At 69.7% G+C, this 14,161-nt stretch carries 14 protein-coding genes; 2 read left to right on the top strand and 12 right to left on the bottom strand.

What is annotated here, in order from left to right; all coding sequences use genetic code 11:
* From KF708C_RS09310 to KF708C_RS34440, 10 genes are all read right to left on the bottom strand, one after another.
* Positions 1 to 258, bottom strand: a complete 258-nt coding sequence (locus KF708C_RS09310) for an acyl carrier protein (protein WP_020201155.1) — start codon at positions 256 to 258, stop codon at positions 1 to 3.
* A gap of 54 nt (positions 259 to 312) precedes the next feature.
* The gene (locus KF708C_RS09305; RefSeq protein ID WP_020201154.1) at positions 313 to 585 is read right to left on the bottom strand and encodes a phosphopantetheine-binding protein; all 273 of its coding nucleotides are present in this window, start codon (positions 583 to 585) and stop codon (positions 313 to 315) included.
* On the bottom strand, positions 572 to 1,348 hold the full coding sequence (locus KF708C_RS09300; protein ID WP_059411562.1) for a lysophospholipid acyltransferase family protein: 777 nt from the start codon (positions 1,346 to 1,348) through the stop codon (positions 572 to 574). Before KF708C_RS09300 ends, KF708C_RS09305 begins: the two co-directional genes overlap by 14 nt.
* Positions 1,341 to 2,069, bottom strand: coding sequence for a beta-ketoacyl synthase chain length factor (locus tag KF708C_RS09295; RefSeq protein WP_059411561.1), 729 nt, complete (start codon positions 2,067 to 2,069; stop codon positions 1,341 to 1,343). The genes KF708C_RS09300 and KF708C_RS09295 overlap by 8 nt, the downstream gene beginning before the upstream one ends.
* Positions 2,070 to 2,688: 619 nt before the next feature.
* Entirely contained in the window at positions 2,689 to 3,951 is a 1,263-nt protein-coding gene (gene fahA, locus KF708C_RS09290; RefSeq protein WP_059411560.1) for a fumarylacetoacetase, read from the bottom strand.
* Positions 3,952 to 4,036: 85 nt separating this feature from the next.
* Entirely contained in the window at positions 4,037 to 5,377 is a 1,341-nt protein-coding gene (gene hmgA, locus KF708C_RS09285; protein WP_020423661.1) for a homogentisate 1,2-dioxygenase, read from the bottom strand.
* Between the two features lie 58 nt (positions 5,378 to 5,435).
* A complete protein-coding gene (locus tag KF708C_RS09280; protein WP_020201149.1) occupies positions 5,436 to 5,675 on the bottom strand; it encodes a DUF2783 domain-containing protein in 240 nt (79 codons plus the stop codon).
* 20 nt (positions 5,676 to 5,695) lie between these two features.
* Positions 5,696 to 7,447, bottom strand: coding sequence for an FAD-dependent oxidoreductase (locus KF708C_RS09275; protein WP_059411559.1), 1,752 nt, complete (start codon positions 7,445 to 7,447; stop codon positions 5,696 to 5,698).
* Between the two features lie 89 nt (positions 7,448 to 7,536).
* A complete protein-coding gene (locus KF708C_RS09270; RefSeq protein WP_020201147.1) occupies positions 7,537 to 8,496 on the bottom strand; it encodes an MBL fold metallo-hydrolase in 960 nt (319 codons plus the stop codon).
* Between the two features lie 597 nt (positions 8,497 to 9,093).
* Positions 9,094 to 9,486 (bottom strand): helix-turn-helix domain-containing protein, encoded by a 393-nt coding sequence (locus KF708C_RS34440; protein WP_029043214.1) that lies wholly within the window; start codon positions 9,484 to 9,486, stop codon positions 9,094 to 9,096.
* 266 nt (positions 9,487 to 9,752) lie between these two features.
* Between KF708C_RS34440 and KF708C_RS09260 the strand changes: the two genes are divergently transcribed.
* Complete coding sequence (locus KF708C_RS09260; RefSeq protein WP_020201145.1) at positions 9,753 to 10,361, top strand: TetR/AcrR family transcriptional regulator; 609 nt, start codon at positions 9,753 to 9,755, stop codon at positions 10,359 to 10,361.
* Between the two features lie 251 nt (positions 10,362 to 10,612).
* On the top strand, positions 10,613 to 11,521 hold the full coding sequence (locus tag KF708C_RS09255) for an alpha/beta fold hydrolase (protein WP_059411558.1): 909 nt from the start codon (positions 10,613 to 10,615) through the stop codon (positions 11,519 to 11,521).
* 276 nt (positions 11,522 to 11,797) lie between these two features.
* Here the strand turns inward: KF708C_RS09255 and oxlT are convergent, their stop codons facing one another.
* A complete protein-coding gene (oxlT, locus tag KF708C_RS09250) occupies positions 11,798 to 13,114 on the bottom strand; it encodes an oxalate/formate MFS antiporter (protein ID WP_029043213.1) in 1,317 nt (438 codons plus the stop codon).
* A 681-nt stretch (positions 13,115 to 13,795) separates the two neighbouring features.
* Positions 13,796 to 14,008, bottom strand: coding sequence for a hypothetical protein (locus tag KF708C_RS09245; protein WP_059411557.1), 213 nt, complete (start codon positions 14,006 to 14,008; stop codon positions 13,796 to 13,798).
* Positions 14,009 to 14,161: the final 153 nt, after the last annotated feature.

Below are 14,161 nucleotides of genomic sequence, written 5' to 3'. Positions count from 1 at the left end.
TCAGGCCGTGGCGGGCGAGTCGATCAGCAGGGCCAGCGCCTGCACCACGTCCTGCACGGTGCGCACCGCCTTGAACTGCTCGGGCTTGATCGGCTTGTTGAGCATGGGCTTGAGCTTGACCAGCAGGTCGACCGCGTCGATGCTGTCGATGTCCAGGTCTTCGTACAGGCGCGCTTCGGGGCGGATGCGCGCGCGCTCGATCTCGAAGGTTTCCTCGAGCACGGTGGCCACCCGCGCAAAGATTTCATCATGGGTCATGAGGGGCTCCCTTGTCGGTTGTGCTTGATGGGCTAACGGGATGGGCGGGCGGAATCAGGCCGGGGTCCGGCCGGCGCGCTGCGATGCCACGAAGGCGGCCAGCGCCGCGACACTGGCGAAGCGCTCGCGCATCTCGTCCTTGTCGCCGTTCATGGTCACGCCGTAGCGCTTCTGCAGCGCCAGCCCGAGTTCGAGCGCGTCGATCGAATCCAGGCCCAGGCCGTCGATGAACAGCGGCGCGCCGGCGTCGATGTCGGCCGGGCCGATATCTTCGAGCGACAGCGATGAAATGATCAGTTCCTTGATTTCGTGTTCAAGCGCCTTCACGGCGGACCTCCCTGGAGAAAAACTCGGATAGCGATTGTGTCAGTTGCCGCACGGCCAGCGCGTCGTCCAGCCCCGGACGCACCCAGCGCTCCACGCCGACGTCCTCGCGCACGTCGATGACGTAGCGCGGCCGGCGCACCGGCACGCGGTACCACTTGTCGCCCTTGGCCAGCGTGGGCGGCTCGCAGCGGATCACCACCGGGGTGAGCGCGAAGCCGCCGCGCACGGCGATGTTGGCCGCGCCGCGCTGCAGCCGCAGCGGGCCGCGCGCCGGGGTGCGCGTGCCTTCGGGAAAGATGACGAGGTTGTTGCCCGCGCGCAGCGAGGCGATGCAGTCGTCCACCATGCCGGCGCCGGAATCGTTGCAGACGTAGCCGGTGGCACGCACCGGCCCGCGCGTAAACGGGTTGCGCGCCAGCCCTGACTTGACCACGCAGTCGGCCTGGCGCGTCAGCGCGACCAGGAAGATGACGTCGATCAGCGAGGGATGGTTGGCCACGATCAGCAGGCCGCTGCGCCGCAGCCGCTCGGGGTGCAGCACTTCGTAGCGGATCACGCCGACCGCGCGCATCAGCAGCAGGAACAGGCGGAAGGCGTGGCGCACGACGTGCTTGCAGACCCGCTGGCGGCTGGCCGGCGACCACAGCAGCACCGTCAGCAGCGGGAACACCAGCACGCGCAGCAGCAGCCCGCCCACGCCGAAGCTGGAGAAGCACAGGCCGGTGGCGCACACGCGCCAAGCGCGGTCCAGGCGCTCAACCATGACGCCGCCACCTCCAGCCGGCGCGCTCGCCGGCATGGTGCAGTTCGGCGTCGCCGGCCAGCACGAAGCGCAGCACGTCCAGCCCGTGGGGCAGCAGCGGCTCCCGCGGCGTGGCCGGCACGGCGTCGGTCGCCTCCAGGCTGAACACGGTTTCGCCGGCGCGCGGGCCGGCCACGCGCCAGGCCCAGCCAAACAGGCATTCGGGCTCGTCGGCGAAGACCGCATAGGGCGCCGGCAGCGGCGCCTCGTACTGGACCAGCAGGACTTCGGGGGCGCCGTCGGCCAGCAGGCCGCAGGCTTCCACCAGCGCCGCCTCCACGGTGTCGCGGCCGGCGGCCAGCGCTTGCAGGTTGGCGGGGTCGCCGCGGTCGATCGAGTACAGCGCGCCGATGGCGTTGTGCACGGACAGGCCGAACGCCGTGGGCGAGAGCGCCTCGCCGTCGGCGAGGTTGCCGAGCATCTGCAGCGGGCGCAGGGTGTCGCCGTGGCGCGAGGCGAAGATCACCGGCATGCCCTCCACGCCCGGCTGGCAGGCGTAGGCCGGGTGCAGCGCGGCGCGGCCGAGCGCGGTCACGCGCCGGCGCAGCATCGGCGCCATCGGGCCGAGCGCCGGCAGTTCTTCGCCGGCCGGCAGCCAGGGCGCGCGGCTCCAGGCCAGCCAGGCTTGCTGCGTGTCGAGTTGTGCTGCACATGCCGCCCATGCGCGAATACCGAATTCCATTGCCCTGCCGTTCGCGTTGGGTGGAAAAAATGGCCCGCCGGCACACCGCCCGCCCGGGGTGGCTGTCGGCGACCGCGCCAGACGCGCGGAGCGCGCATATCGCTCCGTTGACGTCTTGTTGACGCTTCGTTACGCCCCGTTGCCGGCAGATGCCGCTGGCTGCCTCCTGTTTGCCACCTGTCCGGCAACCTGCCCGCCGGCGATGAGTTCTGCTTTTGTGGGTGCTTTTCGCCGCCTGTTTTTCCGGGCCCGGCCCCGGCATGGCCGGGGACCGCGGTCCGCATTTCCGTATTAACGGCGAAAGGCTTGCCAAACTGACCTCGGGGCGGGGCCGCAGCCACAAGCACCCCGGAATGGCAATACATCGGTGACGCGGAAAACAGGACGAACTTTGGCCCGCATTTTTTGTCAGGCCCGAATTCTCGCACAAAGGAACAGCCGCGGGGGATGCCAGAGCGTTAAGAAAGTTCGCAAATGTAACCACCGGAACGAGGGGGGACGGAGGCTGCGCCTTCCCGCTTCAGCGCCCCCGGCAGCCTGCCGCCGGGGGCGGCCCGGCGCCAGGATAGCGGGCGGACGGACCGCCCCCGGGCCGGGCAAGCCCGCGGCGGCGCGCCACTCAGTTCGCCGGCAGGATCTTGCCGCTCACCTCGCCGAAGCCCACGCGGTAGCCGTCGCCCTGGCACCAGCCGGTCATCACCACCTCGTCGCCGTCCTCGAGGAAACCGCGCCGGGCGCCGCCGTCCAGCGCCAGCGGCTCGGCGCCGTTGCGGGTCGACTCCAGCAGGCTGCCGAAGGCGTCCGGCGCGGTGCCGCTGATGGTGCCGGAGCCCATCAGGTCGCCCACGCGCACGTTGCAGCCGGAAACGGTGTGATGGGCCAGTTGCTGCGCCACGGTCCAGTACATGGCCTTGAAGTTGGTGCGGCAGACCGTGGTGGCGTGTTCGGCACCTTCGGGGCGCAGCGCCACTTCGAGCGCGATGTCGTAGGCGTTGCCGTGCGGCTGCCGCAGGTACGGCAGCGGCTCGGGCGACTGGACGGGATTGTCGCGGCGGAACGGCTCCAGCGCGTCCATCGTCACCACCCACGGCGAGATCGAGGTGCCGAAGCCCTTGCTGTTGAACGGCCCGAGCGGCACGTATTCCCACTGCTGGATGTCGCGCGCGCTCCAGTCGTTGAGGATCACCATGCCGAAGATGTGCGCGGGCGCGTCGGCGGTGCTGATGGCTTCGCCCAGCGCCGAGGGCTTGCCGACGATGAAGGCCATCTCCAGTTCGTAGTCCAGCTTGCGGCAGGCCGCGAACACGGGGCGCGGCGCGTCGGGCGGCTTGATCTGGCCCTTGGGGCGGTGCAGCGCGGTGCCGCTGACCACCACCGAGCTGGCGCGGCCGTTGTAGCCGATGGGGATTTCGAGCCAGTTGGGCAGCAAGGCGTTGTCGGGGTCGCGGAACATGCGGCCGACGTTGGTGGCGTGCTCGCGCGAGGAATAGAAATCGGTGTAGCCGGGAATGTCCACCGGCAGGTGCAGCGTGGCCCAGGCCATCGGCACCAGCGCCTGCTCGTGCAGGGCCGACTTGCCGCGCAGGGTGTCGTCGCCGGCCGACAGCAGGCGGGTCAGGTGCTGGCGGGTCTCGGTCCAGGCCGGCTTGCCGAGCGCGATGAAGGCATTGAGCGTGGCGCCGCCGAACACGCCCCTGACGGCCGGCGGCAGCAGGCCGGCGCCGTCGAGCACGGCGAGGTCGAGGATGAAGTCGCCGATGGCGACGCCCGCGCGCGGGCCCTGGCCGGTGGTGGAAAAGACGCCGTAGGGCAGGTTCTGCAGCGGGAAATGGGTGACGCCGTCGTTGGCGGATTCGATCCAGCTATGCGGGATGGTGGTCATCGGGGGCTCCGGAAGGAAATGGCGATGCGCCGGGGCGCCCGCGCGGCCAGGCTGCGCGGGCGCCCCGGGAAAACTGGACGAGGGATCAGCGGCGGGCCGGGTCGAAGTGCTTCTTCAGGCCTTGCCAGCAGGTGTAGTAGTCATGCTGGAGCTGGGCGGACTCGGCCGCGTAGGGCGTCGGCCGGATCACGGCCGGCGTCTCGAACATGAACGCCATCGTATCGCCGATGTGATGCGGCTGCGAGGTGTCCGCCGCGCTGGCCCTGGCGAAGGTCTCGGCGTCCGGGCCGTGGCCGCTCATGCAGTTGTGCAGGCTGGCGCCGCCGGGCGAGAAGCCGTCGGCCTTGGCGTCGTAGACGCCTTCGATCAGGCCCATGAACTCGCTGGCGATGTTGCGGTGGAACCAGGGCGGGCGGAAGGTGTCCTGCGCCGCCAGCCAGCGCGGGCCGAAGATCACGAAGTCGATGGTGTCCACGCCCGGGGTGTCGGACGGGCTTTGCAGCACCAGGAAGATCGACGGATCCGGGTGGTCGTAGCTGATCGAGCCGATGGTGTTGAAGCGGCGCAGGTCGTACTTGTAGGGCGCGTAGTTGCCGTGCCAGGCCACCACGTCGAGCGGCGAATGCCGGATCGGCGCGCGCCACAGGTTGCCCTGGAACTTGGCCACCAGCTCGAAATCGCCTTCGCGGTCCTCGTACCAGGCGTGCGGGGTGAGGAAGTCGCGCGGGTTGGCCAGGCCGTTGGCGCCGAGCACGCCGAGGTCGGGCAGGCGGAACAGCGCGCCGTAGTTCTCGCAGATATAGCCGCGCGCCTCGCCGTCCGGCAGCGCCACGCGGAAGCGCACGCCGCGCGGCACCACCACGATCTCCTGCGGCTCGACCTCGAGCACGCCCATCTCGGTGGCCAGCCGCAGCCGGCCCTGCTGCGGCACGATCAGCATCTCGCCATCGGCGTTGTAGAAGAAGCGGCCATCCATCGACTTGTTGGCGAGGTACAGGTGGATGCCGCAGCCGCTCATGGCCTCGGGGCCGCCGTTGCCGGCCATCGTGACGATGCCGTCGATGAAGTCGGTCGGCGCGGACGGCATCGGCGGCGGGCTCCAGCGCATCTGGTTGGGCGACGGCGGCACCGCGTCGAAGCGGCTGACGATGCGCGTCTGCGCCAGCGGCGTGAACGGCTCGTGCATGGCCGCCGGGCGGATGCGGTAGCACCAGCTGCGGCGGTTGTGCGCGCGCGGCGCGGTGAAGGCGGTGCCGGAGAGCTGCTCGGCATAGAGCCCGTAGGGCGCGCGCTGGGGCGAGTTCCGCCCCTCCGGCAGCGCGCCGGGCAGCGCCTCGGTGGCGAATTCGTTGGCGAAGCCGGACTGGTAGGCCAGTGCGGCTGCCTCGTGCGGGCGCGCCGCCACGTTCAATTGGGTCTGGGTCATGGGCTGGGTCTTCCTCGGGTCTTTCCTCTGGATACGGGAAATGGCTGGCCGCGCAGCGTCAGGCTGCGGCCGCCGGGTCGGCGGCGGGCTGTCGGCCAGCCCGTGCGAGCACGCCCGCGCGGGCGTGCGTCATGGCTTCCTGCAGGATGGCAAGGTCGCCGATGTGGTTGGCGAGCAGCAGGATCAGTTGCGCGTTGGCGGACTGGCTCTGGGCGTCGGACAGGTCGCGGTGCATGTCGATCAGGGCCTCGTAGAAGTCGTCCGGACGGGCGAGATTGGGTTCGGTGTTGAGCGGCATCGGCGTATCTCCGGAACGGGTCATGCGGCGGCATCGGCAGCCGCGCCGGCGCCCTCCGGCCAGCCCAGCGCGCGCCGCAGCGCGGCCTGCACGCGGGCGGGCTCGAAGGCGCGCCAGCGCGCGCACACGTGCTGGTCGGGGCGCAGCAGGTAGACGGTGCCGGACCGGCCGTCGTAGCGGCGCGCCAGCCAGCCTTGAGTATCCTCCAGCAGGCTGGCGCCGGGGGGCAGCACCGGGCCTTGCGCCGCGTCGGCCGGCGTGGCCACGCAGACCAGCGCCAGCGGCACGGGGCCGGCGGCGAGCGCGCGCAGGGCATCGAGCAGGGCCGGCGGCAAGCCCGCCGGCCCCACGAACAGCAGCAGGGCGAAGCGGTTGCCGAGCCGCGGCAGCAGCCAGGTGTCGCGGCCGCCCTCGCGCACCGGCGCGTCGGCGCACGGCGCGCCGGGCACCATGAAGCCGGCGAATGGCGGCGCGCCCGCAGCGTCCACATCGTCGGCCGTATTGAGCACCGAGCCGTGCAGCACGGCGGGCACCGACAGGCGCCCGCTGTTGACCAGCCGGCGCGCGAACGCATGGTCGCGCGCCAGGCTCAGCGCCGCGTCGCGGAACACGCGGCTCACCGGCGTCTTGGGCGTGATGAAATCGGTCGCGCGCGTGGAATGGCGGATGTTCTCGTCGGCGGCGAACTCGCGCTCGCCGGCGTAGCTGTCGAGCAGCGCGTCGGGCGCGTGGCCGGCCAGCACCAGCGCGAGTTTCCAGGCCAGGTTCTCCGCGTCCTGCACGCCGCTGTTGGCGCCGCGCGCGCCGAACGGCGAGACGCGGTGCGCGGCGTCGCCCGCGAACAGCACGCGGCCGTGGCGGAAACGGTCCATGCGCTGGCAGGAGAAGGTATAGACGCTGACCCATTCCAGCGTGAAGGCCGCATCCTCGCCCAGCAGCGCCTGGATGCGCGGGATGACCCGCTCGGGCTGCTTTTCCAGTTCGGGATCGGCATCCCAGCCGAGCTGGAAGTCGATGCGCCAGACATCGTCGGGCTGGCGATGCAGCAGCACCGACTGGTTGCGGTTGAACGGCGGGTCGAACCAGAACCAGCGCTCGCTCGGGAACGGCGCGCTCATCTTCACGTCGGCGATCAGGAAGCGGTCGCGGAACGTGCGTCCCTTGCTTTCCAGGCCCATGCACTGCCGCACCGGGCTGCGCGCGCCGTCGGCCACCACCACGTAGCGCGCCCGCAGGGCGTAGCGGCCGTCCGGCGTTTCCACGTCGAGCGTCACCGCGTCGCCATCCTGCGCGAGGCCCGCCACGCGGTGCTGCCAGCGGATGGCAATGCCGGGCAGCTCGGCCGCGCGCTCCACCAGGTAGCCTTCCACGTAGTATTGCTGCAGGTTGATGAAGGCCGGCCGGGCGTGGCCGGCCTCGGGCAGCAGGTCGAAGCTGTAGACCAGTTCCTCGTCGAAGAAGATCTTGCCGACGTTCCAGCTCACGCCCTTGTCCACCATGCGCGCGCCGCAGCCGAGGCGGTCGAAGATGTCGAGCGTGCGCTTGGCGAAGCAGATCGCGCGCGAGCCCACGGACAGCGTGCAGTCGTCGTCCAGCAGCACCACCGGCACGCCTTGCTGGGCCAGGTCGATCGCCGCGGCGAGGCCGACCGGGCCGGCCCCGATCACCGCCACCGGATGCACGGGATGCGCGCCGGCGCCGGGCTGCGGCGCGCGCTGCTCGGCGCACGGCTGGTACGCGAAGCGCTGCGTCTGATAGTTCGTTTCCGTCATGTCTCCATCCTCCAGCCTTGGCCGCTGGCGCGGCTCTTGCGGCGAAGCGGCGGCATGCGCCGCCGCCAGGGACCGTCTCCCGCGCGACTTCAGTGCTGCAGCGCGGCCCACATGGCCTTGTCGCGCTCGGCGGTCCAGATGCGCGGGTGCTTGATGCCGCTGGCCTCGTCGTAGGCGCGCGCCACGTCGAACGGCAGGCAGTGCTCGTAGATGAAGACGTGGCCGAACTTGTCGTCCATCGCCGCGCGCGTGTGGGCCATCGCGCCCTTGAGGTCCAGCTTCTGCGCCACCGCTTCCCTGCCCCGCTGCAGCAGCGTGCTGACGAAGTCGCGCGTGTAGTCCAGCCCGCGGCCGACCATCTCGGGCGTGGTCAGCACCGGCCCGCGCCCGGGCACCAGCGCGGCCGGCGCCAGCGCGCGCAGCGCCTCGAGCGTGGCCGGCCATTCCTCCAGTTGCGCGTCGCCGCAGTAGCAGGCGGCGTCGAACTCGACCAGATCGCCGGAGAACAGGATCTTCTGCGAGGGAATCCACACGATGGTGTCGCCCCTGGTGTGGCCGGGGCCGGGATGGATGACGCGGACTTCGAGCTTGCCGAGGAACAGCGTGAGCTCGCGCTCGAACACCACGTTGGGCCAGGTCAGGCCGGGCACGGTCTCGACGCCGGCGAACAGGCGCGGGAAGCGCTCGATCTCGGACTTCATGTCGGCCTCGCCGCGCTCCACGATCATCTCGTAGGTGCCGCGGCTGGCGATCACGTTCTGCGCGCCCTCCTTGAAATAAGCGGAGGCGCCCAGCACGCGCACGGCGTGGTAGTGCGACAGCACCACGTGCTTGATCGGCTTGTCGGTGATGGCGCGGATGCGGGCGATCAGGTCCTGGGCCATCGCCGGCGTGGCGGTGGTGTCGACGATCAGCACGCTGTCGTCGCCGACGATCACGCCGGAATTGGGATCGCCTTCGGCCGTGTAGGCATAGGCATTCTCGGACAGCCGCGTGAAAGTGACCTGCTTGTCCTGCAGGTCCGCCTGCGATGCAAAGGCCTTGCTCATGCTTGTGCTCCTCTCTTTCTCTTGGTGGACCGGCCGCCTACGGGACACAGCACTTCGCGCCTTGCCAGGCAGGTGCGCGCTGCAGGGGACTGTGGCGGCCGGGGATTACGCCCGCGGCGGCCCTGCCCTTGCCGCGTCCGACCGGACCGGCGAGACAGGACCGCCACCAGGAATTACACAATACGTAATCTATTTACTATATCGTAATCGTAGCCTTTGGGGCTGTCAAACCGCCGGCGCTACCGCCATTGAAGGCGCGCCGCGGGCACAGGCAACGAAAAACACGCAGCGGCAAACGCGCCGGGCGGGCATCGCGCCGCGGCACGGAGGGCTGATCGGGAGGAGAAAGACAGGAAGCGCAGGAAGCGCAGGAAATGCACGAAAGGCCCGAAGACGGACGAGCCTTGGCAGGCGGGACGGATGCCGTCCCTGCGGGGAACGCCGGCGCACCGGCGACAGCGCGCGCTGGCCGCGCGGCCAGCGGGAAGACCGTTCGAGGCGGCCGCGCAGACGCGAACAGCAGGCCGGGGGATGCCTGCTGCGCCGGAACAGACAACGCCGCCCCGGCCTGCGATCAGGCCGGGGCGGCGTGCATGGTCAGGCGGGCTTGTGACCTTCGCCGGAACTCGCCGCGAAGCCGGCGCCGACCGGATTGGACGGCGCGGGGCTGGCGGGAGCGGAAGGCGCGGCGGGCGCCTGGCCGGCCATCGAGGCGGCCGTGACGCCGCCGTTGCGGCTGGCTATGAATGCGTTGACGTCGGCAGCGAGATGCTGGGGAGCCAGCACCACTTCCAGGCCGAGCGCCTCGCAGGCCGCGAGGAAGGTAGACATGCGGGGGTCGGCTTGACCCGATTCGGCCCGCAGGTAAGCCTCCCGGGAAATGCCGGCCTTACGGGCGACGTCTTCCTGCTTGAGCTTTCGCGCTCGGCGCAACGCCCGCAGTTGCCGGAACGGTTCGCTAGCGCCTCTTGGCACGGCTGTACTGTTCATGTCGGTCTCCAGTCACCAGTGAAAATAAAAGTGCGCGGACGTGCATTCGAGTATAGAGCACGCAAAGCGTTCCGTATGTAATCAGGGGAACACTTTGTGCAGATTTCTTGAGAGTGCCCGGCCAAAGCGGATTTGCACCTGCCCGTAGGCCCGATAAAGCACAATCTACTGCCTCCGTGCTGACATAACGGGTGACTCCGGTTTAGGTTGACGAGAGCGCACAAGTGTGACATTGACAAACCGACCGGTCGTGCTATTCTCGACCGATGCAAAAAGGCCAGATCACCCGCGCCGCGATCATCGAACAAGCGCTCGACACTGCCGCCCAGGTCGGTTTCGAGCAGTTGTCGCTCGCCACGCTGGCGGCCGACACCAGCATGTCGAAAAGCGGGCTGTACGCGCACTTCAAGTCGAAGGAAGCCCTGCAGCAGGCCGTGCTGGCGCTGGCCGCCGAGCGCTTCGCCGAGATCGTCGTCCACCCCGCCCTGCGGCAGCCGCGCGGCACGCGCCGGCTGCAGGCGCTGTTCGACGGCTACATGGCATGGCTGGGCGGCCCGATCAACAAAGGCCGCTGCCTGTTCATCGCGCTGAGCCAGGAATACCGCGACCGGCCCGGGCCCACGCGCGACCTGGTGGTGCAGTCGCTCAAGGACTGGCATCGCCTCATCGCCCGCGCGGTCGGCGATGCCATCGAGGAAGGCGACGTCTCGCCGGCGCAGGACCCGCGCCAGTTTGCCTTCGAGATGGTCGGCATCGGCATGTCTTTCCAGCTCTCCTACAAGTTGCTGGGCCGCGAAGACACCGAGAGCATGGCGCGCCGCGCGTTCGAAGCGCTGCTGCGGCGCGCCGAACTGGCGCAGCCGCCGCGCAGGTAGCGCCTGCCTTGCCGCCGCCGGCCAGGTCTGCCGGCGGCAGTTGACGAAAGAAACGACCGGGAAAAGACGGCAACGACCGTCTTTTCCCGGGACTAAAAATAGCACGACTGGTCGGTCTTTCCGGGCACCCGAGGATGCCCGGAGCGGGACCGCCGGCCATGATGCAGGTCTTCGTTGGAGATTGGGCCGTGACACAAGCGTTGAATCCCTCCCCCGCCAGGCGGCGTGCCGCGCCGGCATTCCGCCCCGCCATGCGCTGGATGCGCCTCTGCTGGCAGCTCGCCAGCCTGGTCCATCCGGCGGGCGCCGCCCGCGCGCTGGAGCGGACCTGGTTCAGCCCGCCGCGCGGCAACGGCCCCGATGCCGCCGCGCGCGACGTGCTGGCGCAGGCACGCACGGACTGGGCGCTCGTGACCGGCCAGGGCGCGAGCCGGCGCGTGCGCGTGTACCGCTGGGGCGGCGCAGGGCCGACCGTGCTGCTCGCGCACGGCTGGGGCGGCCATGCCGGGCAATGGCACGCGCTGGTCGGCCCCCTGCTCGCCGCCGGCCTGCGCGTGGTGGCGTTCGACGCGCTCTCGCACGGCGAATCGGATGCCGGCGCGCGCGGCCCGCGGCAAAGCTCCGTGGTGGAGATGTCGCGCGCGCTGCTCGCCACCGCCTGGCATGCCGGCCCGATCCATGCCGCCGTCGCCCATTCGCTCGGCGGCGCCGCGCTGGCGCTGGCCGTGCGCGAAGGACTCCACCTCGAAGCCGCCGTGATGATCGGCCCGCCTGCCGACATGCGCCGCGCGGCGGCGGCGCTCGCGTGGCAGCTCGGCATCGCGCCGGCGGTGCTGGACCGCATGCAGCGCAACAGCGAGGACTGGCTGGGCATGCCGTGGTCCGCCTTCAACGTGCCGGCGCTCGGCCATGCGCGGCGGGTGCCGGCCACGCTGGTCATCCACGACCGGCAGGACAAGGAGGTGGACTGGGAAAACGGCGCGGCCATCGCCGGCGCCTGGCCCGGCGCCAGCCTGATGACGACCGAGGGTCTGGGGCACCGGCGCGTGCTGCACGATGCGGCGGTGATCGCGCGGGCGGTGGCGTTCGTGCGTGGCCAGTGCGAACCGGCCCGGAGCGCGCGCGCGCCCGGCGCCGTGGCCGCCGAAGCTCACGCCTAAATCACCCGGAAACATCCGGCCACCCCGGCAGCCCCCTCCAATCCCCGCCATCTGCCTGCCAGCAAAACGGGGTTCGCGGCATGGCCGCGAACCCCGTAATCCGGAGGTGGTCTGCTCTCCCGGCCGTTAATTGCACACTCTACGAAGAACCCGCGCTGCCCTCCCCAGGGCAGCACCGGTCATCAAGGCAGCAGCACCAGCCAGGAACACCGCGAGGATGTCCGGCGAAGTCCCGAAGGACTTCCGCCCTTCCGCCCTTCCGCCATCCGGCAGGCTTTAGGTCAGATCCTCCGGCACCGCCCGGTAGCCCATCGGCGCGGCGGCATTGGCATGCACGTACTTGCGCGCATGCGCCTCGCGCATCGGCTTGAGCACGAACATGGCCAGCAGCGCCGACAGCGCGGCCATGCCCGAGGCCAGCATGAACACCGCGTGCCAGTCGCCGGTGGCGGCGGTGATCACGCTGGAGAACGGCACCAGCAGCGCCGCCGTGCCTTTGGCCGTGTAGAGCAGCCCGGCATTGGTCGCGGCGAACTTGGGGCCGAAGGTGTCGCCGCAGGTGGCCGGGAACAGGCTGTAGATCTCGCCCCAGGCGAAGAACACCACGCCGGTCAGCACCACGAAGGCAACCGGGTTCTGGCCATACCTGGCGAGCAGCAGGATGCCGACCGCCTCGACCGCGAACGCCAGGAACATGGTGTTCTCGCGGCCGATGTTGTCGGAGATCCAGCCGAAGAACGGCCGCGTCAGGCCATTGAGCACGCGGTCGATGGTCAGCGCGAACGTCAGCGCCGGCAACGTCAGCCCGAGCAGCGACACCGGCGTGCCGTCGAGACCGAAGTCCTTGGCGATGGGGCCGAGCTGCGCCGTGGCCATCAGCCCGCCCGCCGCCATCATCACGAACATGGCGTACATGACCCAGAAGATCGGCGACGACAGCACCTGGCGCGGCGAGGCGTTGTAGGCGGCGGTCTTGACCGCGTCCTTGACCTGGCCGAGCACCCTGGCCGAAGGCGGATAGAGCGCCATGCCGAGGAAGAACACGACCAGCCCCTGGCCCAGGCCGAACCACAGGAAGGTGGCTTCGTAGCCGCTGGTCTTGATCATGTTGGCGATGGGCACCACGGTCAGCGCCGAGCCGGCGCCGAACCCCGCCGCGGTGATGCCCGCGGCCAGCCCGCGCCGGTTGGGGAACCACTTGAGCGCGTTGCCGACGCAGGTGCCGTACACCGCGCCCGCCCCCACCCCGCCCACGGCGGCGGCGAAGTAGAGCAGCGGCAGCGACGAGGCCACGGAGTTCAGCGCCCATGCCGCCGCGCACAGCAGGCCGCCGCCCACCACCACCGGGCGCGGGCCGTACTTGTCGACGAGGTAGCCCTCGATCGGCACCAGCCAGGTTTCCGTCACCACGAAGATGGTGAAGGCCACCTGGATCGCCGTGCGGCCCCAGTGGTACTTGTCGTCGATGGGATTGACGAACAGGGTCCAGCCGTACTGCATGTTGGCGATCATCGCCATGCAGATGACGCCAAAACAGAGTTGTACCCAAGGCGAGGCAAAGCGGGACTCGGGCGCGTTTTGCTGATGTTCCATGTGGTGTCTCCTGATGGCGGCGGTGCCGCCTTTTGTTTTGGGAAGGGTGTCCGGGGACACCGCTTTGCGGGACGCATCGGAATGCCTGGTTCCGGCTCGCCGGCCCGCGCCCTCTGCCCGGGCGCCCTTGTCCGGCGCGGCATTCCGGCTGCCTGGGTGGTCGTTTCAGTGCTATACAGTATGTGATATATCAATATAGTCAAGCCACTTTTCGGCCACACCGATGCGGCCCGGAACGCAACGCGGGCGGCGAGAAAAATCCGAAAAAACGAGAGCCGATCCACTGGTGCGCGGCACGCATCAACCGCGGCCGGCGGCGTGCGCGGCAGTGCTGTCGGATCAATGACTTAGGACGCGGCGCGTGATCAATGGCGCGGGCGAAAACGCGCGAGGCGGCGTCCGGGGGAAAAACCAGGGATGTCGGGAAACCGGGAGCCATCTCCCCGCATTGGGGAAAGTCCCTAGAACAAGTCAGGCGGCAAAAGCGCCGGATGTTCTCAATGTATGGAGGGGCAAGGCAGTTGCGAAGGCACGAATCCGAAGCAGCATCCCGCGCGAATCCGGCGGGGCGTCATCGATGCGCGATGGCCGGACAGGCGTCCCGGGGAACATCGGCTGCAGCACGTGGCGGGCCGGGCCGGCGGCCGCATGGCCCGCCGGTCCCGCCCTGCCGGCGGCACATCACGCACGGGCCAGTTGCGGCGCCACGCTGGCGGCGGGACGCGGACGGCCAACGCCGGTGGTTTCCTGCGAAGCGCCCAGCCCCGCGAAACGGCCATGCTCTTGCGCGCGGGCCAGCACGGGCGTGGGCACGCGGGTGGCGATCAGGAAGGTCATGCCGACGCCGAAGGTAATCAGGCCAAGGGCAAGACCGAGGAGAAGAACGCTGTCCATCAGAAAACTCCGGTATGGATGGTGAGTAGGAGTTTTCATTATATGCTGCGTCGCACTATGTGTAAATATCCTGTATGTAATATATCATAAGAAATTTTGTGATGATGCAACATGGCAACAAGCCGTGAGACCTGGACGTTTCGGGGGCCGGCA

Origin of the sequence: Cupriavidus basilensis, assembly GCF_000876015.1 — a bacterium.
In the GTDB taxonomy this organism is placed as follows: domain Bacteria; phylum Pseudomonadota; class Gammaproteobacteria; order Burkholderiales; family Burkholderiaceae; genus Cupriavidus; species Cupriavidus basilensis_B.
Note: the sequence above shows the minus strand (reverse complement) of the source record. Positions and strands in the feature narration are given on the sequence as shown.

Bases quoted from the DNA above. Each gene is read 5' to 3' on its own strand.
- KF708C_RS09310 (WP_020201155.1), bottom strand. From the start codon at position 258: ATGACCCATGATGAAATCTTTGCGCGGGTGGCCACCGTGCTCGAGGAA.
- KF708C_RS09300 (WP_059411562.1), bottom strand. From the start codon at position 1,348: ATGGTTGAGCGCCTGGACCGCGCTTGGCGCGTGTGCGCCACCGGCCTG.
- KF708C_RS09295 (WP_059411561.1), bottom strand. From the start codon at position 2,069: ATGGAATTCGGTATTCGCGCATGGGCGGCATGTGCAGCACAACTCGAC.
- fahA (WP_059411560.1), bottom strand. From the start codon at position 3,951: ATGACCACCATCCCGCATAGCTGGATCGAATCCGCCAACGACGGCGTC.
- hmgA (WP_020423661.1), bottom strand. From the start codon at position 5,377: ATGACCCAGACCCAATTGAACGTGGCGGCGCGCCCGCACGAGGCAGCC.
- KF708C_RS09280 (WP_020201149.1), bottom strand. From the start codon at position 5,675: ATGCCGCTCAACACCGAACCCAATCTCGCCCGTCCGGACGACTTCTAC.
- KF708C_RS09275 (WP_059411559.1), bottom strand. From the start codon at position 7,447: ATGACGGAAACGAACTATCAGACGCAGCGCTTCGCGTACCAGCCGTGC.
- KF708C_RS09270 (WP_020201147.1), bottom strand. From the start codon at position 8,496: ATGAGCAAGGCCTTTGCATCGCAGGCGGACCTGCAGGACAAGCAGGTC.
- KF708C_RS34440 (WP_029043214.1), bottom strand. From the start codon at position 9,486: ATGAACAGTACAGCCGTGCCAAGAGGCGCTAGCGAACCGTTCCGGCAA.
- KF708C_RS09260 (WP_020201145.1), top strand. From the start codon at position 9,753: ATGCAAAAAGGCCAGATCACCCGCGCCGCGATCATCGAACAAGCGCTC.
- KF708C_RS09255 (WP_059411558.1), top strand. From the start codon at position 10,613: ATGCGCTGGATGCGCCTCTGCTGGCAGCTCGCCAGCCTGGTCCATCCG.
- oxlT (WP_029043213.1), bottom strand. From the start codon at position 13,114: ATGGAACATCAGCAAAACGCGCCCGAGTCCCGCTTTGCCTCGCCTTGG.
- KF708C_RS09245 (WP_059411557.1), bottom strand. From the start codon at position 14,008: ATGGACAGCGTTCTTCTCCTCGGTCTTGCCCTTGGCCTGATTACCTTC.